The organism is Arthrobacter sp. AOP36-F1-5 (assembly GCF_058137995.1).
Map to the genome: position 1 here is coordinate 896,025 of NZ_CM176892.1, position 24,528 is coordinate 920,552.

Sequence of the window (24,528 nt, forward strand, 5' to 3'; positions counted from 1 at the left end):
CTATTTTGAAGGTGTACGGTAAGGGCACGGAAAATCCAGTGGAAACATCATTATTTGGATTACTCACGAAGGAATCGTCCATGATCTCGGAACTTGATCTCAAGATCATCCACGCCCTGCAGATTGCCCCTCGCGTCGACTGGGAGCAGCTCGCGACTGTCCTGGACGTTTCGGCGGTGACCCTGGCCCGCCGCTGGGAGACCCTGCGCGAGGCCGGCATCGCCTGGGTGACCCCGTTCCCGGGGCCGAAGTACCTCGAGGCCGGCTGGTCGGCCTTCGCCTACCTGACTTCGACCCCGGCCCGACAGGCGGAACTGATCGAACGGCTCTGCCTGGATCCGGCGTTCGCCACCGTTTCGCTGGTCTCCGGACCCCACGACCTGTTGGTCGATTGCTATGCCTCCTCCCACGACGAGCTGATGCGCACCCTGACCCGCTCCTTCGCCGAGCTTCCCGGGCTGGTCCACCGTGACGTGATGTTCTCCACCACCCTGCACCGCGGGGCCTCGGAATGGCGGTCCGGGACGTTGGAGCCGGCCCAGGTACGCCAACTGGGCGCCCCGGCACGGCCGGTGCGGGTCGGCCACGTCCCCGACGCGCTGGACACCCGCCTGGTGCGGGGGCTGTCCTCCGATGGCCGGATGTCCTGGGCCCGGCTGGGGCAGGAATGCGGCGTATCCGCGCAGACGGCCCAACGCAGGATCAGCCAGATCCTCGATTCGGGGTTCCTCTCCCTGCGCTGCGACGCCGCCCTGGAGATCGAGGCAGGACAACGCGAGGTCTCCCTGCTGCTCAGCGTTCCGGCGACCTCGGTGGAGGAGATCGGGGCCTATCTGGGGAACCTTCCCGGCTGCCGGCTCAGCGCCGAGGTGCTGGGGGCCGCGAACCTGCTGGCGACCCTGTGGGTGCATGAGTTCTCCGAGGTCCGCGGGCTCGAGGTGGAGCTGGCCCGGCGGGCCCCGGGGTGCACGGTGGTATCCCGGCAGGCCACCGTGCGGCACTATAAGCGGGCGGGCCGGTTGCTCGATGCCGGCGGCCGCTCCTGTGGCACGGTCCCGGTCCCGCTGTGGGAGGCCGGCTCCGGACGCTGAATCCGCCGGTGGCGACCGGGGTCCGCGCGGTGTCAGCCCCCGGGGGTGGTGACCGGGGGCCCCTGGGGCTGTCGCCGGGCGAAGCGGCGGGCCGCCCGTCCCCACCGCAGGAAGTGGGCCGTGGACAGGACCAGGCCCACGGCCAGAGCGAACGAGGTGACTTGGCCGAAGAACGATCCTTCGCCCCGGATGACCCCCACGTAGTACTGCAGCGCCTGCGCCAGGAACAACAGCGGGAAGACCATGGCCCGGAAGAACGACTGGTAGGGCATGGACAGCGCGAACCGCAGCGCCTGGCGGCGGAGTTCGGCGTCCTGGGGCAGCGGCGTCCTCCCACGGATGATCCGACGCAACAGCGCCGTCTGGTCCCTGTTGACCCGGGCATCGTGCAGGACCTGGTCCCGCAGGTAGGCCCCGCAGATCATGGCGGCCAGGCCGGTAGCGTAGAGGGCCAGCTGGGTGTTGCCCAGCAGGTGGTAGACCAGCTGTCCGGTGTCGCCGGTGGGACGGGAAGGGGCCCCGGCCAGCAATGAAATCCAGAAGATGGCCTGTGAGCCGATCGCGACCAGGCAGGCCATCTGCCGTTGGAGGCGTTCGGCCGCGGGCATCCTGCGTGGCCCACTGATCAGCTCATCCGGGCGGCGGGCGCGGATCCACCGCCCGGTGCCGATCCCGAAGCCGCTCAAGACGAAGCCGCTGGCCACCAGGACAAGCGCGGGCCAGGCGGAGTTTCCATTGGTCAGCGCGTGGGCGAGGGTGGCCAGGATGCCGATGGCCAGCAGGGCCGACCCGCTGCGTTGCCACCCCGTGCCGAAGGCAGCCGTCCACGCGGTGCCCGGGGTCCGCACCGGCGCGTCGACGCTGCGGGTCCCCAGACACCAGGCGGCCCCCACGAAGGCCGTCGGCGCCAACGCCGCCAACAGGACGGCCCCGGGGGACCTCGCCGAGGAGGTGGCCAGGACCCACGCCAGCAAACCGGTGGTGAAGACCTGGCCGCCGACGACTGCGGCCAGATACATCACGATCTTCATCTATCGGGGTCCCTCGGAGGTTGGGTGGTCGAAGAGCACCAACCCTTTCAGCCGGGCGCCCGCCCGTCAACGTGGGTCCCGGGCCGTGGAGGCCGGACCGGCGGATCGCCCGGGCGTGCCACGGGTGCGCTTTGGCAGGCCAGCGTCCATACTGGGCGGAAGGGGCCGCCGTCGGAGCCGGTTGCGGCGTTCCCGCCAGCGAGGTTGCTGCCCACGCCTGGTGAACAGCCAGCCGGCCAGGAGGCCATGCATGCACGTGCCGCGCGGTTCGCTTCTCGCTGTCACCGGGTTCGTCGCCTCTCTGGCACTGACGTGTTGCACCGCAGGACCTCCCACGGACGAGTCTGCACCCCCGGCGCCCGGGCAGGGATCGGCCCCCGCCGGTTCGTCCATCCGGCCCGCAGAAGCCGCCCCGACCCTGTCCGTGTTGAAGGATGATCCCGAAGTGGTCGCCGAGGATCTGGAAGCGCCCTGGTCGGTGGTCTTCCGCGAGAAAACGGCCCTGATCAGTGAACGGGACTCGGGGCGCATCCTCGAATTGGGGGAGGACAGCGAAACCCGGGAGATCGGCGTCGTCCCCGGAGTGGTCCATGGCGGGGAAGGCGGGCTGCTGGGCTTGGCGATGCGCGGGACCGAACAGCTCTACGCCTATTCCACCGGGGCCGAGGGCAACCGGATCCAGCGTTTCGAACTCATTGGCCAACCGGGGTCGCTGGCACTGGGCAGTGTCGAAACCCTGCTCGACGGGATTCCCGCCGGCACGAACCATAATGGCGGGCGGCTGGGGTTCGGCCCCGATAAGATGCTCTACGCCACCACCGGGGATACCGGCGACCGCTCATTGGCCCAGGACCGGGACAGCCTGGGCGGGAAGATCCTGCGGATGGAGCCCGACGGCGGAATCCCGGACTCGAACCCCTTCGAGGACTCCTACGTCTACAGCCTCGGGCACCGCAACCCGCAGGGGCTGGCCTGGGACGCCGTGGGCACGCTCTATGCCACCGAATTCGGGCAAAGCACCTGGGATGAGCTCAACGTGATCACCGCCGGGGCCAACTACGGCTGGCCGACGGTGGAAGGCATCGCCGACGAGGACGCTTTCACCGATCCCGTCCAGCAATGGCCTCCCGCCGAGGCCAGCCCCAGTGGGATGACCATCACCGCCGGGGCGATCTTCATCGCCAATCTGCGGGGGGCCGCCCTGCGGATGGTTCCGGTGTTTGAGGATGGAACCTCGACCGAACACTATGTGGGACAGTTCGGCCGGCTGCGCCAGGTGACGACCGCCCCGGACGGGGACCTCTGGATCCTGACCAACAACACTGACGGACGAGGCAGCCCCGGTCCCGAGGACGATCAGATCCTCAGGGTCGGGGTCCGCGGCAGCTGAGTCGGCTGACGGCGGCCCGGCGGAGGAAGACGGCTACGCGGTGGCTTCGCGGACCCGCGCCACGATGTGCTGGCGGGCGGCACGCCCGGTCGCCGTGGGCAGCAGCGGATACACGTGGAGCTGCCCCTGCTTTTCGACGTATTCGACGTCGACGCCGGCCCGGGCGGCGCGCTGTGCAAAGAGCCGGCCGTCGGGGTTGAGGATGTCTCGGGTTCCGGAGAAGAGCGTCACGGGGCCCAGACCCTCCAAGTCACCATTGAGCGGGCTGACCGTGGGGTCATCCACGTCCAGGGTGTCCCGCCACAGGTCGATGAAGACCTGGGTGCCCCGGGTGCCGAGCCACGGATCACTGGGCTGGACGGCAGCGATCTCGGGGTTCTTCATGGACAGGTCGACCGCCGGGGCGATGGCGATCGTCCGCGGCAGGGTCACCTGGTGCCGGTCGCGCAGGTGCAGGAGGGTCGACAGGACGATCTGGCCTCCTGCGGAGTCCCCGGCCAGGACGGTGGGTTCGGCGCTCTCCAGGCACTTCAGGACCTCGGTGGTGAAACCGTCGACGACCCTCCCGGCCGTGCCGAAGGGGACCAGTGGATAGATCAGCACATGGACGGTGGTCCGTGCCTCGGCGGCGATCTGCGCGGCGAGCTGCCAATGCTGGGGGGAGATCTCGTTGACCCATCCGCCGCCGTGGGCGTAGATGAGGTGCCCCCGGGCCCCGGGATTGCGGGGCCGCAGCGTGTAGGCGGGCCATCCGGCCGCGGTGCGCGCCACGGTGATGCCGACGTCGTTCCGCAGCCCCCGTGGTGGACCGTAGGGGGCCGGGCGGAGCGTGCCTTCGCGGACCCGTCGGTGGGCCGCGGCCTCCGAGATGAACTCTTCTCCGGCCTTCGTGGCCTTCAGGAAGACGGGGATGAGCGGCTCGGGAAGGATCATGGCTGGTTCCGTGTCCGATCGGTCGGTGGCTGGTCGGGGAGGTTGGCTTCGATCGCCGCGATGATTTCCGGGGCATCCGGTGTGGTCCGGGGACGGAAGCGCAGCCTCTGTCCGGAGGGTAGCAGGAGGAACTTCTCGAAGTTCCAGCGCACGCGTCCGGCCTTCCCGGTGGCGTCCTTCGTCTTCTTCAGCTCCGTATACAGCGGGTGCTCGTTCCGGCCGTTCACGCGGAGGCGGTCGAAGACCGGAAAGGTGATGCCGTACGTCGTCGAACAGTACTGGAGCACCGCCTCGTTGCTGCGCAGTTCCTGGAGGAACTGGTTGCTGGGGAAGCCCAGGACGGTGAAGCCGCGATCTGCATAGGTGCGGTGGAGTTCCTCGAGCTGCTCGTATTGTCCGGATAGTCCGCAGCGCGAGGCGACGTTGACCACCATGACCACCTGGCCCGCGTAGTCGTTGAGGGTCGTGGTGCGCTCATCCATCGTGGTCAGGGGAATCGTGGTCAGGTCCATATCCGGGCCAACCCCTGCGGGGCCCGGGACATTCCCCCTGGCACCTAATGCGAGGTCGGCATCACGCTGGCCAGATGCTTGACCACATCGCGCAGCGGGAACGCCGTGCCCGGATGCGCGTGGACCCGGGACCGTTGGGTCCTGGCCCGCTGCGGGTGGTCGGTGACGATTCCGGCGACGCCGTCGTAGAGGTATTTGCGGATGCGGTCCTCGCGGTTGACCGTCCACACATAGACGGGCAGATCCGCCGCGCGGGCCTGGTCCAGGAACTGCTTGGAATAGGAGGCCTGTTCCACGACCAGGAAATCGCAGTCCACGTCCGGGATCCCGCCGACGGTCATCGCGATGGTGTATCCCACGGACAGGTCGGGGCGCCGGGCCTTGAGCGATTCCACGAGGTCGGCATCCAGGGAATGGTAGATGTTGTCGTCCAGGGGTCCCACCGAGGCGAGTTCGGCGATGAAGCGGTCCAGGTAGTCGTCCGTTTCATGGCCGTGGACCTTGGGCTCGATGAGGAGCTTGATCCCCAACTGCCGGGCCCGGCGGACGTAGTCCAGCATCGAGGGGATGTGGTCGCTGAAGCCTCGGGCACTGACTGTGGTGGCTTCGGCCTCGGCCAGGGTCAGATCGTAGATGTCCACGTTGTGGCCGGTCAGGAGCAGCAGGTTCGTGTCATGGCTGGCGACGAAGTGTCCGTCCTTGGTCTGCTGGACGTCGACCTCCACCAGATCGGGGTCCTGGGTGGCCGCCGATTCCAAGGCGCCCAGGGTGTTCTCGACCCCGCCCCACACCCACCCGCGGTGGGCGATGACCAGGGGGTCGGAAGTCTGGGCCGGAGCGGCGGCCACCGCGGGGGCGCCCATGATGGCGATGGCCACCACCGCGGCGCCCGCCGTGGTGCGCAGCGCCAGCCGACGTCCCCCGAGGGGGAGTGCGGCACGGCCCGGCGACCGGTTGGCTTCGGCGGCGGGGCGGTCCACCGCCCCGGCGGGCGAGGCGGAGGCCCGGCCGGCCGGAACCCGCCGATCCACCCAGGCGAGCAACACCCGGATGAGCGCCACCGTGGCGATGACCATGAGCACGAAGTCCGCCGCCCGCGCCGCCCCCAGGCCCAGGGTGGCCACCAGATGGGAATCGGTGTCCAGCACGGCCCCGGGCAGGGTCGCGGCCCAGGCCACGGTGCGCGAGGGCAGATCGAAGGTCAGCACCGCGGCCAGTAGCGGGGCAGCGAGGATCGCCGGGAGGCGGAGGCGTGGGGTCCAGGTCGCCTGCCAGCTGGTGAGCATGGCCCGCAACGGGGTCAGCCCGCGGGTGACCAGCAGCGGGATGGTCGGCAACAGGCGCAGGTTCAGATACACCAGCGCGCTGATCATCGACAGGTACAAGCTGATGCTCAACGGTTTCTTGAGGTACTCGGCCGTGACGAACGGGGCGACCCCGATATCGCGGGTCAGCGGGGAGAGATCGGCCAACCCGCCCAGCGGCATGAGCAGGAAGACGTAGAGGGCCACCAGCGGGGCCTGCAGCCCCAGCGCCTTGCCGGTCGCACGCCAGGCCTGGCGTCCCGCCGTCGTTCCCGGATGCCGTGACCCGGCGCGGATCCTGCCCACCAGGGCGATGACCGAGGTGTATTGCAGGGCCAGTGCGCCCAAGGCGATGAACCCGATGGCCAGGAACAGCAACACCGACGGGGGACTATGCAGGATCCGCGGGAAGTTCCGGTCGGTCAGGTTCGGGGTCCCGGCCAGCGCCAATGCGTGGGTGAACAAGAACTTCACCAACGGCAGTACGAACACCAGGATGATGCCCTGCCAGAGCACGAGTACCCCGGCAGGGACCGACAGGCCCGTCAGGAACGCCCTGAGCCTCCCGGGCCGGGCGGTCGGGGCGGCATCGGTCCCGGCCGGTTGCTCATGCTGGTTGCGCTGGCCGATGGCGTCTTCCCCCTGTCCCTGCCTCGGTGGTTCCGGACCGCCACGGGCCGTGACGGGTTAAAAGATCCGTACCATTTTACCAATGCGGGGCGGGGGACCGGGTATCCGGTGCGTTCGGCGGGGTCGAGTCGCCGGGCCGGACGGGCCCGGGGGGGAGAGGCTACAGCAGGGATTTCAGGTAGGCGCGGTCGGCGGGATCCAGCGACGTGGCGAAGCTGGCCAGGCATCTGCGCCGGTCGTTGGTTTCGCCCAGCGCCCGGACCATATGGGCCGCGGAGAATTCACAACCGCTAAACGCGGCGGTGTAGGACCAGACCTGGCCGGTCAGTTCCCGGGTGGCCAATTGCTTCTCCACCAGATGCCCCAACACCGTGGCCACCGTGGTGTAGGCCGGATGCGGGGGTTCGCCGGTGGCCAGTTCCTCGAGGATGCTGCGCGTGGTGTGGGTCTGCTTGGTCTTCCACAGCACGTCCAGGACCCGGCGTTCCAGGGTGCCGACCCGGGGGGCCTCTCCGGGGTCGAAGGGCAGAAGGGGCTGCCGGGGCGATGCCCCGGGCTCGACGGCGGCCTCGCCGGTGGTGGTGGTGCTCATGCCTGGGTCCTTTCCGCTGTCTCCTGTAGGGCATCCGGTCGCGGGATCGACACCGGGCATTCGACCTGGCCCGAGAGCCGGTAGATCACGGCGCCGAAGGTCATGACCAGGGCCAGGGCGGCCATCCAGGGCTGCAGGGGCGCGAAGTAGGCCATTGCGCCGGAATACCCCAGGGCCAACAGGGCGATCTTATTGCAGACCGGGCAACCGATGGCGAACCAGGCCAGCAGCCCACCGGCCAACCCCCAACGCGAACCGCCGTCGGCCGAGGAGTCCTCCGGGGCCGGGGCGGCCCCGCGGGGACTGACATAGCTGCCCACCAACAGTCCGGAGAGCAGGGACGTGGCGATCCAGACCGGCCGGTCCCATGCCGTGGGGGCGATGTCGCGGCTGAAGAAGTCGTTGGGGATCAGGACGGTGGCCACGCCGAGCAGCACGCCGATGCCCAGGGCGCCGAGGGCGGCGATGATCCATTGCCGGGGCCCCCACCACCTCAGGGCGGTCGCGGCCAACGTGATGCGGCGTGTGAAGCCGATGCGCGGTCGTGCGGGGCGTGACATGGGTACTGGCTCCTGGGTGGTGTGTGATCTTCAACGGAAAACTTGATCGTCGCCGTTCTATCTACTATCAAGGATAGTAGAGATACTATGCAACATAGTAGCTAATCGATCGAAAGCAGCACCCCCATGTCTGAAACACCAATGCACGACGAACCGGCGACGCCGGGCCGCCGGAACGGCGGAGCCAGGAAACTGCCATGGGTGTGGATCATTCCGATCCCCGTGGCCCTCGTCATCGGTCTGTTGATCGGCATGCAATTGCCCTTCGGCAACGGAAGCCCCTCCGAACCGGCCCCGGCCGCCGCACCGCAGGAACAGCAACAGCAGCAACCACCCCAGCAGGAGCAGGCCCCGGGCGAGGACGTCGAGGTCCCGGACATGGCCCGCGTGGATCCGGAGGATCCCACCGCCGTGGGGGATGTGGATGCGCCGGTGGTCATGGTGGCCTACTCGGACTTCCAGTGTCCGTTCTGCGCCAAATGGACGGCCAACACCCTGCCGACCCTGATGGACAAGTACGTCGACGAGGGAAAGCTGCGCATTGAATGGCGGGACCTGGACATCTTCGGCGATGCGTCCCTGAAGGCCGCCGAAGCCGCCCAGGCGGCGGCCATGCAGGACGGCTACCTCGAATTCCACGAGGAGATGTCCAAGGACGGCAAGATCGCCGATGCCTCCGCCTTCGAGGACAAGAACCTGAAGGCCACCGCCGAGAAGCTCGGGATGGACGGCGATCAGCTCATCGAGGACATGAACGGGGTCCACGCCCCGGATGTGGTGCAGCAGAACATCGACGAGGCCATGGAGCTGGGCGTGACCAGCACCCCGTCCTTCCTGCTGAACAAGACCCCGTTCGTCGGCGCCCAGCCCACGGAGAACTTCATCGAGGCCATCGACAAGGAAATCAAGGCCGCTGAAAAGGACGAGAAGTAGATGGAGGCCGGACTGCTCTTTGCCTTCGTCGGGGGAGTGCTGGGGCTGTTCAGCCCCTGCAACGCCCTGCTGCTTCCGGCGTTCTTCGCCCATGCGGCCACCTCCACCCGCAGGCTCTCGGCCCTGGGGCTGGCCTTCCTGATCGGCATGCTGGCCACCCTGGTCCCGCTGGGCCTGGGCATCGGCTGGCTCGGGGGCACCATCGCGGTGGATCGCCGGGCCCTGATCGTCGTGGCCGCCTGGGTCATCATCACCCTGGGGGTCGTGCAGATCCTGGGCGGGGGATTCGATGTCGGCAAGCTGCTGCCCAGCCGGGCCCGGCGCAAGGGTCCAGCGACTCCGTCACTGGGTGGGGCCGTATTGCTGGGGACCGCCGCCGGGGTGGCCGGATTCTGTACCGGCCCCGTCCTGGGAGCGATCCTCACCCTCGTCCTGGCCCAGGGCAGTGCCCTCTCGGGAGGACTGCTGCTGGCCATATACGCCCTGGGCATGGTGATCCCCGTGCTGATCGTGGCCGGCATCATCCGTCGGACCGGGGTGTTCAAGGCCGGCTGGCTGCGCGGACGCACCGTGTATCTGGGCAGGTTCCGCTTCAACACCAACATGTTGATCGCCGGGGTGGTCACCGTGGCCGTCGGGGTCGTCATGTTGGCCACCGGCGGACTCGTCACCTCCAATGAACTGATCTCCGCCTCGGTGATGGACAAGGTCTCCGCCGCGGCCGGCTCCGTCGACCAGGCGCTGCCGGGCTGGGCCTGGCCGGCACTGTTGGGACTGGTGCTGTTGGGCTGGTGGATCCTGGCGGTCCGCCGTCACCTCAAGGCCGAAGACCCGGGGAACGGGCAGGACGCGGAGCACGACGCCGGCTCGCAGGACGCTGGTTCGGGCCAGTCGGGCGAACGGGCCACCAGCGGCGCGGGAACGGAGGCACCATGAACTCCCTGGTGCTGCACCTGGCCGGACCGGGGCAGGCGCCGTTCCCCGATCTGGCCACGGCCTTGAGGATCGCCGCCAACGCGCTGGCCGAATTGCCCGGCACCGAGGTGGAGATCGTGGTCCAGGGTCCGTCGGTGACCCGGCTGGCCGCCCCGGCGGAGGACTCGGCACGGATCACGGAGCTGCTCGGCACGGGACGGGTGGCGATCAGTGCCTGTGCCAACTCCCTGCGCTCGGCCGGGGTGGAGGTCTCGGAGCTGGCCCCCGGGGTCCGCGACGTGCCGGCAGCCATCGCCCAGCTGGCCCGCCGGCAGGGCGAGGGGGCCGCCTACGTCCGCATCTGAGGCAGCCCGGGCCCGACCCGCGATAGCATCGGTCCCGGGAGCCGGCACGTCAGTTCTCGGCGTCCGGGCGTCCGGCAACCGGCCGGCACCATAGACAGCGAGGCGGGGAGACGATGGCCACCGGGCAACGGGATCAACCAGGGCGCAAGGTCCCCCTCTGGCAAGCGGTCCAGGATCGGCTCAAGGAGCGGATCGACCGCGGGGAGTTCGTCGACGGCTTCCCCGGGGAAATGGCCCTGGCCGATGAATACGAGGTCAGCCGGTCCACCATCCGGGCCGCCCTGGCCCCGCTGCGTCGGGCCGGGCTGCTTTCGGCCCAACGCGGCAGGCAATCCTCGGTGGTCAACGTCGTGGACGAACAACGGTTCGGCCCCGTCTACAGCCTCTTTGCCGCCGTCGAGAACGCCGGGATGACCCAGCGCAGCGTCGTCGAGGTCGCCGAGCTGCGCCGCTCCGCCACGGCGGCGGCCCATCTGGGGTTGGCGGCCGATGCCGAACTCGTCTTCATCTCCCGTACCCGCTATGCGGACCGCGACGTCATCGCCGTGGACGACACTTGGCTGCCCGCCGACCTTGCCGCGTCGGTCCTGGAGGCCGATCTGAGACATACGGCCCTCTATGAGGTGCTGCGCCGCAGGTGCTCGATCACCCTCAGCGCCGGACATGAAACCCTGCACGCGTTGGCCTCCGACGGGGCCCAGTCGCGGCGCCTGGCCTGTCCCGAGGGGACCGCCGTCTTCTTCATCGAACGTCTCGGTCTGGCCGGGGAGCAGGCGGTGGAATGGCGCGAAACCCTCATCCGGGGAGACCGTTTCACCGTCACCACCTCCTATCCCTCGGCCCCCGCCGCCGCCCGCTGACCCCGCCGCCTCCCGGCGCGCCGACCACTGCCACCATCCGGGGGCTTCCCAGAACCGGCAAATGTACGTACATTAGGGCGTAGGGTGCTTCCCGCCGGGATCCGGCACCTCCCCGCCGCATGGACAGCTCCGGCGGGCAGCGCCGAACGAAGTGGAGACGTTTCATATGGGCCTGCACCATCGCATCCTGATCATCGGCGGCGGCAACGCCGGACTGAGCGTGGCCGCCCGGCTACGCCATGCCGGCCAGGACGACGTCGCCGTCATCGAACCGAACGACAAGCACTACTACCAACCGCTCTGGACCCTGGTCGGCGGTGGACGGGCCCCGGCGAAGGAATCGGTGAGGTCCCAGGCCTCGGTCATGCCCCAGGGGGTCGCCTGGATCAAGGACGCCGCCACGGGGGTCGACCCCGAGGCGAAGACCGTCACCCTCGCCTCCGGGACCACCGTCGGATATGACTATCTGGTGGTCTGCCCCGGCATCCAGCTGGACTGGGACAAGCTGCCCGGCCTGCCCGAGGCCCTGAAGACCCCCTCGGCCTCGAGCAACTACAGTTTCGAGCTGGCGCCCAAGACCTGGACCATGATCCGCGCCCTGCGCTCGGGCACCGCCGTGTTCACCATGCCGGCCGGGCCGATCAAATGCGCCGGAGCACCCCAGAAGATCGCCTACCTCGCCGCCGACTACTGGCGTGAACAGGGGGTCCTGGACGATATCCGCATGGTCCTGGTCCTACCCACCCCGGGCATGTTCGGGGTCAAGGAATTCTCCGACGAACTCGACCGGGTCGTCGCCGACTACGGCATCGAGGTCCGCTTCAGCAGCGAAGCAACCTCCATCGACCCGGAGGCCAAAACCGTCTCGGTGCGCAACAACACCACCGGGACCGACGAGGAACTCGGCTACGACTTCCTCCACGCCGTCCCGCCGCAGTCCGCCCCGGACTGGTTGAAGAACAATGCCCTGGCCGACCCCCAGAACCCCGCCGGCTACGTGGAGATCGACAAGAACACGCTGCGCCACACCAGGTACCCGGAGGTCTTCGCCCTGGGCGATGCCGGCTCGAGCCCGAACTCCAAGACCGGGGCGGCCATCCGCAAACAGGCCCCCGTGGTGGTGGAGAACCTGTTGGCCGTCATGCGTGGGGCGACGCCGTCGGCCAGCTACGGCGGGTACGCCTCCTGCCCGCTGACCACCTCACGCCACACGATGCTGCTGGCCGAATTCGACTACAGCATGCGCCCGGCACCAAGCTTCCCGTTCATCGACACCACCCATGAACGCAAGGACATGTGGTACCTCAAACGCTACGGACTGCCCAACATGTATTGGAATCTCATCCTCAAGGGACGAGCCTGAACCCACGAGCGACTGCCTAAGGAGTACGCCATGTTCTTTGAACGCATCTACGACACCGATTTGGCACAGGCCAGCTACGTCATCGGCTGCCAGGGCAACGGGGAAGCAGTGGTCATCGACGCCCGCCGCGATACCGACGTCTACCACCGGATCGCCGCGGAGAACGGACTGAAGATCACCGCCGTGACCGAAACGCACGTGCACGCCGACTACCTCTCGGGCACCCGCGAACTGGCGGCCGATACCGGCGCCACCATGTATGTCTCCGGCGAGGGAGGACCCGACTGGCTCTATGACTTCGAGGCCACCGTGCTCACCGAGGGTGGCACCATCACCCTGGGCAACATCACCCTCACCGCCCTCCACACCCCCGGGCACACCCCCGAACATCTGACCTTCCTGGTCACCGACGGGGCCTTCTCGAAGGATCCCGGGTACGCGCTGACCGGTGACTTCGTCTTCTGCGGGGATCTGGGCCGCCCCGACCTGCTCGACGAGGCCGCCGGCGGCGTGGATACCCGCTTCATCGGGGCGAAGCAGATGTTCGCCAGCCTGCGGGACAAGTTCCTCACCCTGCCCGACCATGTCCAGGTCCACCCGGCCCACGGCGCCGGCAGCGCCTGCGGCAAGGCGCTGGGTGCCGTGCCCTCGAGCACCGTGGGCTATGAACGGCTCAACGCCTGGTGGGGCAAATACCTGGAGGCCGACGACGAGGAAGGCTTCGTCGCCGAACTGCTCGAGGGCCAGCCCGACGCCCCGGCCTACTTCGGGCGCATGAAGCGCCAGAACCTCGCCGGCCCCGCCGTCCTGGGCGAACGGAAGCCGCTTCAGGAGCTCGACGTGGACCAGGTCGCCGCCTCGCTGGACGCCCACGAGGTGACCTTCGTGGACACCCGGGCCCAGAGCGAGGTCCACCGGGGCACGGTCACCGGGTCGGTGAACATTCCGGCGATCAAATCCATGGCCACCTACGGGGCCTGGGCCATCGACCCCGAACGCGACGGCCGCCCGCTGGTCCTGCTGGCCGAGGGCCCCGAGGCCGCCCGGACGATGTGGGACCACCTGATCCGGGTGGGCATCGACGATGTCTCCGGTTACGTCACCAGCATCGAGGGCCTGCCCCGGCATACGCCGAAACTGGTCCAGCCGGGCGAGATCGCCGACTTCGACAAGGCGCTGCTGCTGGACGTCCGGGCCAAATCCGAGCACGAGGACGGCCACGTCCCCGGCTCGGAACAACTCCACGGCGGGAGGGTGTTGTGGAACCTGGAGAAGCTGCCCACCAGTGGAACCATCGTCACCTACTGCCAGAGTGGGGTGCGCAGTTCGGTGGTCGCCAGCACGCTGCGTCATGCCGGGTACGACGTCGTCGAGCTCGAGGGCAGCTATGCCGCCTGGGCCGAACAGTACGCCAGGTAGCCGGCGGTGATCGGTGCCGCACTGGTCTTCGGGCTGATCGTCGGCGGGCTGCTGGGGCTCGTCGGCGGGGGAGGGTCCATCCTGGCGGTTCCGGCACTGGTCTATGGGGTGGGGATGCCACTCTCGGCGGCCATCCCCAGCTCGCTGGTGGTCGTGGGGGCCTCCTCGACCATGGCGGTGCTGCCCCGGATACGACGCGATGTGGACTGGCGGCTGGCGCTGGTCATCGGGGTCACCGGCGGGGCGACGGCCTTCGCCGGCACCGCGGTGAACTCGCTGATGGATCAGCAGGTGCTGCTGATCGTCTTCGCGGCGATCATGGTGCTGGCCGGCATCCGGATGCTGTTGCCCGTCGGTTCCCGGGCCGGCCATGACATAGCCGCCGACGGAACCATCATCTGGCGTCGCCGCCTACCCAAGGCGGTGGCCACCGGTATCGTCGTCGGATTCCTGACCGGTCTGCTCGGGGTCGGCGGAGGGTTCCTCATCGTCCCGGCCCTGGCATTGGTCCTGGGTCTACCCATGACCACGGCGGTGGGGACCTCGCTGGTCATCGTGGTGGTCAACTCCCTGGGCGGATTCATCTCCCATATCGGGAACCTGGACCTGGACTGGGCGCTGACCGGGGCCTTCGCCGGAACCGCCATGGTGGCGTCCTATATTGCCGGGCATATCGGGCGCTCGCTGCCCGAACGGGTGCTCAAACGAGGCTTCGCCTCGCTGGTCTTCGTGGTCGCCGCCTATGTGGTGGCCCGGGTGGTCCTGGCCTTCTAGCCGGTGGGGCCGGGACCCTCCGACGGGCTTGTGGGGCCCGGGCTGCGTAGACTGGCCTGCATGTCGGTTACTGAATTGTCGGACAGCGCCCAAAACCATCTCAAAGCCGTCTGGAGCCTCTCGGAGTGGACCAGCGAACCGGTCACCACCAAGGACATCGCCGAAAAAACCGGCTTGCGGATCTCCACGGTCTCCGATGCCGTGCGCAAACTCGCCGAGCAGGGCTACCTGGACCATGCCAAATACGGCACCGTTGAACTCACCGAAACCGGTCGCACCCACGCGGTGGCGATGGTCCGCCGCCACCGGCTGATCGAATCCTTCCTGGTCGACATCCTGGGCTACGGCTGGGAACAGGTCCACGACGAGGCCGAAGTCCTCGAGCATGCCGTCTCGGACTTCATGATCGAACGCATCGACACCATCCTGGAGCACCCCACGCGCGACCCGCACGGGGATCCCATCCCCGCGGCGGACGGCACCGTGGAGGTGCCCGACGCCGTCCAGCTCACCGGCGTCGAACCCGGAACCGTCGTGGTGGTCGAGCGGATCTCCGACTCCGACAGCGAACTGCTGGGCTACTTCAGGGACCGGGACATCATCTGTGGTGTGCGGTTGACCGTGGGCGCCGGCGAACCGTATTCGGGCACACTCGAAGTGCAGATCGACGGCTCCGACCAGCCGCCGTTGAGCCTGGGGAAGACGGCCAGCGACGCCCTCTTCGTCTCGGTCGCCGGCCGCTAGGGAACAGAAGCAAAAAACTGCCCGCCCGGTTCAACCGGGCGGGCAGTTTTTTGCCGTTCCCCCTCAGGCTGCGGTGGTGAGCAGGCGCTTGCGCCGCTGCGCCGCCCACCGCTTACCCAGCAGTCCGTGGCGGGGGCCGAACAGGTAGACCACTGTGAAGGCGGCGCCCTGGGACAGGACCACCATGGCTCCCGAGGCGGTGTCGAGGTAGTAGCTCACATACAGCCCGGCCACGGCGCAGACCACCGAGATGATCGGGGCGATCACCAGCATCCGGGAGAACCGGTCGGTGAGCAGGTAGGCCGTGGCCCCGGGGATGATGAGCATGGCCACCACCAGCACCACGCCGACCGCCTGCAGCGCCACGACGCAGGTCAACGCGAGCAGACCCAACAGACCCGCTCCGAGCAGGCGCGGGTTCAGCCCGATCGCCTGGGCGTGGGTGGGATCGAAGGCGTAGAGGGTGAAATCGCGGCGCTTGAGCAGCAGGACCGCCAGGGTGATGGCCCCCAGGATGCCCACCTGCCACAGCTCCGCCCGGGAGACCCCGAGCAGGTTGCCGAAGATGATGTGGTTCAGGTCGGTCTGGGAGGGGGTGACGGAAATCAGTGCCAGACCCAGCGCGAAGAGCGTGGTGAACACGATCCCGATCGCGGCATCCTCCTTGACCCGGCTGGTGTCACGCACCACCCCGATCAGGGCGACGGCCAGGAACCCGAAGACGATGGCCCCCAGAGCGAAGGGCGCCCCGACGACGTAGGCCAGCACGACCCCGGGAAGCACCGCATGGGACACGGCATCGCCCATCAGGGACCAGCCCACCAGCACCAGCCAGCAGGAGAGCACGGCGCAGACGACCGAGGCGATGATGGTGGTGGCCAGGGCACGGACCATGAAGTCGTAGCTGAGTGGTTCGGCGAAGAGCTCGATGAGGTTCATGCCAGCACCTCCCGGTCCATGACGTCCAGGCCGAAGGCGCGGGCCAGGTTCTCGGGTTGGAGGACTTCGTCGGGGGAGGCGTGCATCAACACCTTGCGCATCAGCAGCACGGCCTCGTCGGCCAGGGCCGGCAGGGCGTGGAGGTCGTGGGTGGAGACCAGGACGGTGGCGCCGTCGGCGGCGAGCCCGCGCAACAGGGACGTGATGGTGGCCTCCGTGCGCTTATCGACGCCGGCGAACGGCTCGTCCAACAACAGGATGGTGGCACCCTGGGCGATCCCTCGGGCCACGAAGGCCCGCTTCTTCTGTCCTCCGGAGAGTTGGCCGATCTGCCGGTCGGCGAATTCGGTCAGTTCCACCCGTTCCAGGGCGTCCGCCACGGCGGCTCGGTCGGCCGGGCGTGGCCGGCGGGTGAAGCCCATCTGGGCGTAGCGGCCCATCATCACCACATCGCGGACGGACACCGGGAAGGCCCAGTCGACCTCCTCGCTCTGCGGGACGTAGCCGATGGTGCCCGCCTTGCGGGCGGCGGCCGGGGCCCCGCCGTTGATCTTCACGGTTCCCTGGTCCGGGGTCACCGAACCCATGATCGTCTTGAACAGCGTGGACTTGCCCGAGCCGTTCATGCCGACCAGTCCGCAGATGCGGCCGGGCTGCAAGCTCACGCTGGCGTGGTCCAGGGCCAGGACATCGCCGTAGTGGACGGTGGCCTCGCGCACGTCGATCGCGGCGGTCATGAGTTGGCTCCGGTCAACGCGTCGGAAATGGTCTCCGAGTCATGGCGCAGCAGATCCAGATAGGTCGGGACCGGTCCGTCGGCGGTGGAGAGCGAGTCGACGTACAGGGTTCCGCCGAAGTCAGCGTCGGTGGCCTCGACGATCTGCTGCATCGGGGCATCGGAGACCGTGGATTCGCAGAACACCGCGGGGACCTGCTGGTCCTTCACGAATTCGATGGCCGCGGCGATCTGGCTGGGCCGGGCCTGCTGCTCGGCGTTGACCGCCCAGATGTACTGCTCGGTCAGTCCGGCGTCGCGGGCCAGATAGGAGAAGGCGCCTTCGCAGGTGACCAGCGCCCGTTCATTCTTCGGCAACGTGGACAGATCGGCTTCCAGATCGTCACCGACCTGCTGGATCTCCTTCTTGTATTCCGCGGCGTTGGCCAGGAAATCCTCGGCATGCTCGGGGGCGAGTTCACCGAAGGCCTTCGCCATGTTGTCGACGTAGAGCTTGGCGTTGTCCGGGCTCATCCAGGCGTGTGGGTTGGGCAATCCGGCCTGCTCGTCCTCGCTGATGTCGATGACGTCCACGCCTTCGCTGGCCACGATGTGGGGGACGTCCAGGTGGTCCACGAACTTCTCGAACCACGCTTCGAGGTTCATCCCGTTATCCACGATCAGATCGGCCTTCGAGGCCTTCTTGATGTCCCCGGGGGTCGGCTCGTAGCCGTGGATCTCCGCACCCGGCTTGGTGATCGACTCCACCTGGAGGTGGTCTCCGGCGACATTGGTGGCCAGATCCGACAGGACGGTGAAGGTCGTCAGGACCACGGGCAGGTCGGAGTCGTCGTCGGTACCGGTGGACGAGGCTGCTGCGCTGCAGCTCGTCAGGCCCAGGGCCGCAGCCAGCAGGGCAGCAGCGGCAACGGGGCGACGCCTAGCGTTTTTTGGCCAGGGAAAGTGAGGGATGTGCATATCTGTACTTTACGATCAAGCACCCAGAAAACAAAAGTTCGGGTCCCCAAACCTGTTGTTTTGACCCGCAAGCCCGAAACTTCCGCCTAGTCCCGCAAGATGTGTCGGATCTGCCCGGTCTTCTTGCCGTTTTTCCAGATCACGCCCACGGCGCTGAAGGTTCCGATGAGGATGGCGGTCGATAGCAGTGTGCAGAGCAATCCGGTGTCCATGGTCCTGCCTCCGTTCCGGTCCTGATGTCCTGTTCCGGCCACGGTACTCCCTCAACAGGTGACGCGGGTCAGACCCGGATCTTGCGGGGCAGGACCCCGGCACAGACGATGACCAGCAGTCCGGCCAATGGCACGATGAGCAGCCCGGTGGCCAGGGTGGTGCGGTCGGCAACAAACCCGACGATCGGTGGGGAGAACAGGAACCCCACGCGCATCAGCCAGCCCAGGATGGTCAACCCCGTGCCATGGCGCAGGCCGGGGAGCTCGTCGGCGGCGTGCATGGCCGCCGGGATCAGCGTGGCCATGCCGAAGCCGGAAAGCCCGAAACCGATGATGGTCCCCGGGATGGTCGGGAAAGCCAGCGCCAACCCCATGCCCACCACGACGATGACGCCCCCGGCACGGGCCACCAGTCGTTGGCCGAAGGCATCGAAGAGCTGGTCACCGATGAGCCGACCCACCAGCTGGCAGCCGATGAGGGCCACGAAACCCAGCGCGGTGACCGGCGCAACGGCGCCGAGTGAATCGTGCAGGTAGATGGCCGCCCAGGAGTTGCCGGCATCCTCGATGACCGAGCCGCCCGTGGCGACCAGGACCAGTGCGGCGAGGATCCCGTAGGTGGCCAGGCGGGAGACGCGGGCCCGGGGGATGCCGCCGTCGTGCTGCTCCGCGGTGTCCACCTCGGTCGGCTCCGGCCCGGGAAGAAGCGTGCGGCGGCAATACAGGGCGAGGGCGCTGAAGAGGATGAGTGAAAGCCCCAAATGGATGCCGCGTGGGATATCGGCTCCGGAGGCCGCGGCCCCCATCAGCCCGCCCAGGACCGCGCCCACACTCCAGGCGGCGTGGAAGGAGTTCAGGATCGAGCGGCCATAACGGCGTTGGACGCGCAGCCCGTGGGAGTTCTGGGCGACATCGGTGATCGCGTCGGCGGCCCCGGCGATGAACAGCGCCCCGGCAAGCAACGCCCAGCTCGGGGCCAGTCCGGCCAGCAGGATGCCGGCGCCGGTGAGGATCGTGCCGGTGACGGCGACCCGTGAGGAGCGGAAGCGACGGATCAGGGTGGCCGCGGCCAGACCGGCGATGAGGGCCCCGAGCGGGAAGGCCGCGACGGCAGCCCCGAATTCCCCGTTGGAGAGCCCGAGTCCGTCCTTGATCGCCGGGTAGCGCGGCAGCAGGTTGGCGAACAGGGCGCCGTTGGTCAAAAAGAGCAGCGAAACCGCCAGTCGCGCCCGGCGGTCGGTGAGTGAAGGGCCGGTGGCAGTCGCGGTGTCTGGGGCCTCAAGCGGGTCGGGTGTCACGTATTCACCGTAGGCCGTTTTCGTGATCGCCTGCCTGCATGACTAGTTCCGTGTAGTGTGCCTGTGACGGTGCACACGGTACCGGAGCCGGGGGAGGGCATTGATGGCACGTCTCGATGGCGCGGATCGCCTGGGAGCGCCCTCGGTGTTGCGCCGCGAACGCCGGGTGCTCACCAGTGCCACGCTCACCAGCGGCACGGGAACGTTCATCGACTTCGTCCTCCCGCTGTTCGCTGGGGCCGTGCTGGGACTCTCGGCCTCCCAGACCGGTGTCCTGCTCGCCGTGGACGTGCTGGTCTCCCTGCTCACCCGACCGTTCGCCGGAACCTTGGTGGACCGTGGAGGACGCCTCGGCATCGCGGCAGCAGGCGCAGCGACCATCGGTGTGGGCTGCGTGCTCTTCGGGCTGGCCTCCGGGTTGCCGCTGGCGGTGACGGCAGCAGCCGTGTCCGGGGTGGGAGGAGCCTTCCTGTGGGTGGCGATCCGGGCCATCGTGGGCGAACGGTTGGACATAGACTCGGGAGTCTTCGCCAAGCTGCTCTCGGCCGAGGAATACGGCAGCTGGGTCGTGTTCGTTCCGGCGGTCGTCCTGCTCTCGCTGACCAATTATGTCTCCGTGTTCTTCGCACTGGCCCTCTGTTCCTTCGCAGCGGCCGTGGTGCTGGCCACCTCACCGGGGCGGCGGGTCCTACCTGCCGCGCCCGATGAACCTGCCGGCGGTGGGGAGGAAGGAACCGAGAACGATTCCGCAACGGCGTTGACCTCCCTGAATCTGGGTGGGGTGGGTCGGAAGCTGCGACCGATGCTGCTGGCAGTGGTCATCGTCGAGGCCGCGGAGGCCGCGATCAGCCTGCTGATGATCCTGCAGCTGCAGCGTCACTTCGACTTGGAGCCCTTTCAAATCGCACTGATCTTCCTGCCCGGTGCAATCGCCATGAGCATCCTGCCACCCCTTCTGCACCGTGCCGTCGTCATGTACGGGCGCCGGAAAATCCTGATCCTCGGTTCAGTGGCCAGTGCGATCTTCGCCGCGGGCCTCGGCTTAGCGCCCAATCCTTTGGTCATCGCTGGTCTGTGGGTGCTCTCCGGGGCCGCCTGGGCGGCCATCATGCCCATCCAGCAGGCGGTCATCGCCGAATCGGTCGGGCCTCGCCACCTCGGACGCGGGCTGAGCCTCTACGAAGCCAGCACCCTGGCCGGGGCTATGGTCGGTTCACTCGCCGCAGGTTTCTTGTACGACGCCGGATCCTGGCTCATGGCCTGCCTCGTCTTCGCGGTGGTCATTCTCTCCGGGGCGGCGCTGGTGCCGGCGGCAGTGCGCCGGCTCGGCGCGGTGGATCAGCCCCGCACTCTCGAGCCGACACCGCTGGTCCCAACGCCCATCGAGACTCCGGACAACGCAGCGGATGCGGGCCTGGACGCAGAAGACGAAGAGAGCGTGGCCTCGGAGGAGGCCAAGCCGGAAAAGAGCCGACGGCAGCTCATGGTGGACCTGCTCTGGCATACGGTCCTCTTCGGGACCGCCGTCGTCCTCGGGTTGCTCTTCCTGCCCTCGTTGAACCCGGAGGCGCTTCTCGGGATCGGGCAAGAAGCGATCCTCCCGTTCCGTGCGGTGATCCATGCCGTCACCGGGCCATTCGACCTCGTCGCCCTCCTGGCGGCTGCCCTACGGCTCTGGGTCTTCGTCTACGCCGTCGATGTCGTCTGGACGCTGTGGAAAGTGTGCACCGGCAACTGGACTGATCCGACTAGGCACTGAGAACACGATTGCATTGCGGACGCGAGCAGCGCGTGGACGTACTTATGGGAGCAGGCGATGCCTGAGCTAATCGGTACGCGTTAGCGGGCAAACGCTGCTGATTCCCGGGCGGGTCCGGTATCTCCGGGGAAAGTCATAGTCATATTGCGCGAGTTGCTGCCATCGTCCCCGCGAAGTGTTTGCCCCGTGAGCGGTCGGGGAAAGTCATCCTCGGTGGGCAATTTTCCTTTTGCGACGGATTGAAACACCTCTCGAGGACGAGCGGGGTATTCCGACTCGTGGCGGGCAGGAGTCCGTCGCCGTGAGGCTTCTACTCCTCCGGGAGAAGTTCTAGGTGTTGCTGATTTCGATCCGGTGGTACCCCGTCCCCACCCATCCGAAGGATTCATGGCGAATCCCTTGACATAGATAGTCCCTGCGCTGACCCTGCTGGCTTCGAAGACTGCTAGGAGCGCCCGTGCCAAGGAGCGGGAAGCGGTGGCGCTCTCGGTGTCGATTTCTAGGGCGATCTTCTTTTTGTCATGCACTGAACCTACCTGCTGACCCGACCGGGCCTGCGTATCGGCGCCGTTCTCATATAAGCGGCGCAAGATTCAGGGCTTGGATCAGAAGAGACTACTGGTTGGCCCGGTCTGGTCCCGGCCGCGGGTGAGTTCGGCGAAAGCGGCTAGGTCCATCAGCCAAGATTGTTGCTCGGCCCTGTAGGGTGCCTGCAGCGGCTTGGGGACGACAAGTTGCAGTTTCTGTGCCTGCATCTCCCGGGTTTGCCCTAAGCTGATCGGGCTTTCCAAGGTGATCAGGTGTTTGTGCTCGATGCGTTCAGCTTCGCTCAGGACCTGACGCCAGCGGTCCTTGCAGGTGGTCTTCGCTCCCAGGACGGTCAGTTGCTCGGCCGGGATACTAGGGTCGTGGTAGTCCTCGATGCTGGGGAAGATGAAATCGGGGCGGACATCATTTTCGGTGGCCTTGTCGAAGGTATGGCGCATCCCCAGAGCCTCAAAAGTAGCGATGAGATGGTGCTCAAGGCTCTTGCCTGCCCGGCTTTTGCGCCTGTTGTGGATGCGTAGGGACTCGGCGACGAACTTGTCCACGTCAACTTGGCCGTTGGTGTAGACCGCATTGAGGGTATCAGTGACTAGATGGCGTTCTAGGGTGCGGAAGAGTAGTTCCTCGCGTTCCAGCCAGGCCATGAGTACCGCGTCAGGGTCATCGCGTGGGTCAGCATCGGGGAGAGTGGATCGGGTGAAGGCCCCGAACTCCGCGGTGGAGGGAAAGGTGGCCCCGAACTTTTCGAGAAGTTGTTCGAGCCAGTTCTGGTCGGTGGGTTCGACAGCGATGCCGAGCATGTCCAGCAGATACAGGGCAGGCAACCCCAGACCGTCCTGATTCTCTTGGAGGCTGGTTCGTACGGAGTAGCTCTCGCGTTCCAAGGCGTTGGTGCCGAAGAGCCAATCTAGTTGCGCGGCCATGCTCGAGCCGTGAGGCGCGACAATGAGCAGGACCGTGTCGTCCTTCTGTTTTGCTATGAACACGATGTCCCCGGGCAGGGCCCGTTTCATGGCCTCGACATGCGCGGGGTAGTAGAGCCGGTATTCGGAGCCGCGTTTGGGTTGATTTGCGCGGGCGTCGTAGTAGGTCAGGGTGCCGTCTTCCACGACGGGCTCCTCTGCCTCATCCGTCGCCCACAGGAACCTAGTCCGCAATGGGACTCTGCCTTCAGGGTCGCCGAAGAGCTCCCGAAAGGCCTTGGTACCGGCTAACTCGTTTTGGTTGGAACCGTTTCCCACGGTTTCGACGCGACTAAGGACCTTAGCGGCCACGCCCTTGAAATGATCGGCAAGATATCCAAGTTCCATTGATCCCCCAGGATCTCCGTGTTGTGTCGTGTGATGTTCGTGCGGCGGGTGTTTTCAGGCGACCAGTGGACTGTCCTGGCGGGCCAGGATGGCTTGGACGTGCGGGGTCATGATACGTGCGACTTCTGCCATAACGGGGGCCACGACGCTGTTACCGAACTGGCGATAGGCTTGGGTGTCGCTGACGGGAATGCGGTGGGTGTCATCCAGCCCCATCAGGCGCGCGCATTCCCTAGGGGTGAGTCGGCGGGGCCGGTTGCCGTCTTGGGCGACGAGGATCTCGGAGCCGTCTTTGTAGTAGCGGGCAGACAGGGTCCGGGAGGTCCCGGTGGGATGGACCAAGCCGAAGCCAAAACCGTTGCCGGCGGCCTTGTGCTTGGCCGCATATCCCTGCAGGTAGGACCACAGGTTGGCGGTGAGCGTGTATTTGGGCTGCACACGGGCGTTGTCGAGGTCGAAGAACCGGTCGCCGTCCCACTCGAGCACCGGTTCGGTGCCGTCGGTGCGGTGCAGGATGGTCTCGAGTTTCGGCCCCACGGGCGGTATTTCCAGATCGTCCCAAGTGAAGTCGGTGGGTTCACGGAAACCGACGATGATGATGCGTTCACGGTTCTGCGGGGTGAAACTGATGCCATTGATGACCTTGGTATGGACCTCGTAACCAAGTTCTTCCTGCAAGGTGGCCATGATGACCGCGAAGGTCCGGCCCTTATCGTGGGAGCGCAGGTTTTTCACGTTCTCCAACATGAACGCCGCGGGCCGCTTCTCATCGATGATCCGGGCCACGTCGAAGAACAAGGTGCCCTGAGTGGCGTCCTCGAAGCCGTGGGCCCGACCCAGAGCGTTCTTCTTGCTCACTCCGGCAATGGAGAACGGCTGGCAAGGAAACCCGGCCAGCAACACGTCGTGGTCGGCGACCTCGGCTGCCGGGACGGGTTGGATGTCCCCGACGAAGACATGTTCGGGGTCGTTTTCGTCCGGGTAGTTCGTTAGGTAGGTCTTCTTCGCCCAACGGTCCCATTCGCTGGTGAACACGCATTTTCCTCCGTGGGTTTCAAAGCCCTTGCGGATCCCGCCGATCCCGGCGAACAGGTCGATGAACCGGAAATCGGCGTCGGCCGCGGCCGGCTTCATGCCCAGCAGTTCCCGCAGGGCCGGGGCGAGCATGGTCGGCATGGGGGTCTGGTCGCTTTCCCAGCGGGCGATCGTGCGCGTGTTGACGCCGAGTTGTGCGGAGAGCTGACGCTGGGTGTAGCGGGCACGGGCAAGGGCAAGAAGTTCGGTATTCGTTTCCACGACATCCTTATCTGGGTTAACTACCTGACATCATGTCGCATATTCGTTCTTTTGCGCGG

General features: G+C 67.1%; 24 protein-coding genes. 11 read left to right on the plus strand and 13 right to left on the minus strand.

Translation table 11 applies throughout. From position 1 onward, the window contains the following. Nucleotides 1-80: 80 nt before the first annotated feature. Nucleotides 81-1,091 carry an Lrp/AsnC family transcriptional regulator gene (locus AC3ZI9_RS04095; protein ID WP_489923866.1) on the plus strand — a complete coding sequence of 337 codons (1,011 nt, stop codon included), beginning with the start codon at nt 81-83 and terminating at the stop codon, nt 1,089-1,091. Between the two features lie 32 nt (nt 1,092-1,123). On the opposite strand, the gene AC3ZI9_RS04100 is transcribed toward AC3ZI9_RS04095, so the two are convergent. Then, the gene (locus tag AC3ZI9_RS04100) at nt 1,124-2,122 is read right to left on the minus strand and encodes a hypothetical protein (RefSeq protein WP_489923867.1); all 999 of its coding nucleotides are present in this window, start codon (nt 2,120-2,122) and stop codon (nt 1,124-1,126) included. A gap of 250 nt (nt 2,123-2,372) precedes the next feature. Between AC3ZI9_RS04100 and AC3ZI9_RS04105 the strand changes: the two genes are divergently transcribed. Further along, nucleotides 2,373-3,512, plus strand: coding sequence for a PQQ-dependent sugar dehydrogenase (locus AC3ZI9_RS04105; protein ID WP_489923868.1), 1,140 nt, complete (start codon nt 2,373-2,375; stop codon nt 3,510-3,512). Nucleotides 3,513-3,545: 33 nt separating this feature from the next. Here the strand turns inward: AC3ZI9_RS04105 and AC3ZI9_RS04110 are convergent, their stop codons facing one another. The 5 genes from AC3ZI9_RS04110 to AC3ZI9_RS04130 form a co-directional block, all read right to left on the minus strand. After that, the gene (locus AC3ZI9_RS04110; RefSeq protein ID WP_444554996.1) at nt 3,546-4,445 is read right to left on the minus strand and encodes an alpha/beta hydrolase fold domain-containing protein; all 900 of its coding nucleotides are present in this window, start codon (nt 4,443-4,445) and stop codon (nt 3,546-3,548) included. Next, nucleotides 4,442-4,957, minus strand: a complete 516-nt coding sequence (locus AC3ZI9_RS04115; RefSeq protein WP_444561274.1) for a glutathione peroxidase — start codon at nt 4,955-4,957, stop codon at nt 4,442-4,444. Before AC3ZI9_RS04115 ends, AC3ZI9_RS04110 begins: the two co-directional genes overlap by 4 nt. A gap of 44 nt (nt 4,958-5,001) precedes the next feature. Further along, nucleotides 5,002-6,777: a glycerophosphoryl diester phosphodiesterase membrane domain-containing protein gene (locus AC3ZI9_RS04120; protein WP_444566455.1), complete on the minus strand. Its 1,776-nt coding sequence runs from the start codon at nt 6,775-6,777 to the stop codon at nt 5,002-5,004. 274 nt (nt 6,778-7,051) lie between these two features. Next, nucleotides 7,052-7,483, minus strand: coding sequence for a BlaI/MecI/CopY family transcriptional regulator (locus AC3ZI9_RS04125; RefSeq protein WP_444566454.1), 432 nt, complete (start codon nt 7,481-7,483; stop codon nt 7,052-7,054). After that, nucleotides 7,480-8,043 carry a hypothetical protein gene (locus tag AC3ZI9_RS04130; protein WP_444566453.1) on the minus strand — a complete coding sequence of 188 codons (564 nt, stop codon included), beginning with the start codon at nt 8,041-8,043 and terminating at the stop codon, nt 7,480-7,482. Before AC3ZI9_RS04130 ends, AC3ZI9_RS04125 begins: the two co-directional genes overlap by 4 nt. Nucleotides 8,044-8,169: 126 nt before the next feature. On the opposite strand from AC3ZI9_RS04130, the gene AC3ZI9_RS04135 reads away from it, so the two are divergent. The 8 genes from AC3ZI9_RS04135 (at nt 8,170) to AC3ZI9_RS04170 (ending at nt 15,416) form a co-directional block, all read left to right on the plus strand. Then, a complete protein-coding gene (locus AC3ZI9_RS04135) occupies nt 8,170-8,976 on the plus strand; it encodes a DsbA family protein (protein WP_444555001.1) in 807 nt (268 codons plus the stop codon). Beyond that, a complete protein-coding gene (locus tag AC3ZI9_RS04140; RefSeq protein ID WP_444566452.1) occupies nt 8,977-9,912 on the plus strand; it encodes a cytochrome c biogenesis CcdA family protein in 936 nt (311 codons plus the stop codon). Beyond that, entirely contained in the window at nt 9,909-10,256 is a 348-nt protein-coding gene (locus AC3ZI9_RS04145; RefSeq protein ID WP_444555003.1) for a DsrE family protein, read from the plus strand. Before AC3ZI9_RS04140 ends, AC3ZI9_RS04145 begins: the two co-directional genes overlap by 4 nt. A gap of 113 nt (nt 10,257-10,369) precedes the next feature. Beyond that, entirely contained in the window at nt 10,370-11,116 is a 747-nt protein-coding gene (locus tag AC3ZI9_RS04150) for a GntR family transcriptional regulator (RefSeq protein WP_444566451.1), read from the plus strand. A 166-nt stretch (nt 11,117-11,282) separates the two neighbouring features. Then, a complete protein-coding gene (locus AC3ZI9_RS04155) occupies nt 11,283-12,479 on the plus strand; it encodes an NAD(P)/FAD-dependent oxidoreductase (RefSeq protein WP_489923869.1) in 1,197 nt (398 codons plus the stop codon). Between the two features lie 30 nt (nt 12,480-12,509). Then, nucleotides 12,510-13,898 (plus strand): MBL fold metallo-hydrolase, encoded by a 1,389-nt coding sequence (locus AC3ZI9_RS04160; protein WP_444566449.1) that lies wholly within the window; start codon nt 12,510-12,512, stop codon nt 13,896-13,898. 6 nt (nt 13,899-13,904) lie between these two features. Beyond that, on the plus strand, nt 13,905-14,672 hold the full coding sequence (locus tag AC3ZI9_RS04165; protein ID WP_444566448.1) for a sulfite exporter TauE/SafE family protein: 768 nt from the start codon (nt 13,905-13,907) through the stop codon (nt 14,670-14,672). 60 nt (nt 14,673-14,732) lie between these two features. Then, nucleotides 14,733-15,416, plus strand: a complete 684-nt coding sequence (locus AC3ZI9_RS04170) for a metal-dependent transcriptional regulator (protein ID WP_444555008.1) — start codon at nt 14,733-14,735, stop codon at nt 15,414-15,416. Between the two features lie 63 nt (nt 15,417-15,479). Here the strand turns inward: AC3ZI9_RS04170 and AC3ZI9_RS04175 are convergent, their stop codons facing one another. The 5 genes from AC3ZI9_RS04175 to AC3ZI9_RS04195 all read right to left on the minus strand — a co-directional run bounded on the left by AC3ZI9_RS04175 (nt 15,480) and on the right by AC3ZI9_RS04195 (nt 19,558). Continuing rightward, nucleotides 15,480-16,355 carry a metal ABC transporter permease gene (locus AC3ZI9_RS04175; RefSeq protein WP_444555009.1) on the minus strand — a complete coding sequence of 292 codons (876 nt, stop codon included), beginning with the start codon at nt 16,353-16,355 and terminating at the stop codon, nt 15,480-15,482. Then, entirely contained in the window at nt 16,352-17,092 is a 741-nt protein-coding gene (locus AC3ZI9_RS04180; RefSeq protein ID WP_444566447.1) for a metal ABC transporter ATP-binding protein, read from the minus strand. Before AC3ZI9_RS04180 ends, AC3ZI9_RS04175 begins: the two co-directional genes overlap by 4 nt. Next, nucleotides 17,089-18,048 (minus strand): metal ABC transporter substrate-binding protein, encoded by a 960-nt coding sequence (locus AC3ZI9_RS04185; protein ID WP_444566446.1) that lies wholly within the window; start codon nt 18,046-18,048, stop codon nt 17,089-17,091. The genes AC3ZI9_RS04180 and AC3ZI9_RS04185 overlap by 4 nt, the downstream gene beginning before the upstream one ends. Nucleotides 18,049-18,134: 86 nt before the next feature. Further along, nucleotides 18,135-18,260, minus strand: coding sequence for a hypothetical protein (locus tag AC3ZI9_RS04190; RefSeq protein ID WP_444555012.1), 126 nt, complete (start codon nt 18,258-18,260; stop codon nt 18,135-18,137). A gap of 68 nt (nt 18,261-18,328) precedes the next feature. Continuing rightward, complete coding sequence (locus tag AC3ZI9_RS04195) at nt 18,329-19,558, minus strand: MFS transporter (protein WP_444566445.1); 1,230 nt, start codon at nt 19,556-19,558, stop codon at nt 18,329-18,331. 103 nt (nt 19,559-19,661) lie between these two features. Between AC3ZI9_RS04195 and AC3ZI9_RS04200 the strand changes: the two genes are divergently transcribed. Further along, entirely contained in the window at nt 19,662-21,317 is a 1,656-nt protein-coding gene (locus AC3ZI9_RS04200; protein WP_444566444.1) for an MFS transporter, read from the plus strand. 605 nt (nt 21,318-21,922) lie between these two features. Here the strand turns inward: AC3ZI9_RS04200 and AC3ZI9_RS04205 are convergent. Together AC3ZI9_RS04205 and dcm are read right to left on the minus strand one after the other, a co-directional pair. Next, on the minus strand, nt 21,923-22,972 hold the full coding sequence (locus tag AC3ZI9_RS04205) for a type II restriction endonuclease (protein WP_444566443.1): 1,050 nt from the start codon (nt 22,970-22,972) through the stop codon (nt 21,923-21,925). 255 nt (nt 22,973-23,227) lie between these two features. Next, nucleotides 23,228-24,469 (minus strand): DNA (cytosine-5-)-methyltransferase, encoded by a 1,242-nt coding sequence (dcm, locus tag AC3ZI9_RS04210; protein WP_444566442.1) that lies wholly within the window; start codon nt 24,467-24,469, stop codon nt 23,228-23,230. Nucleotides 24,470-24,528: the final 59 nt, after the last annotated feature.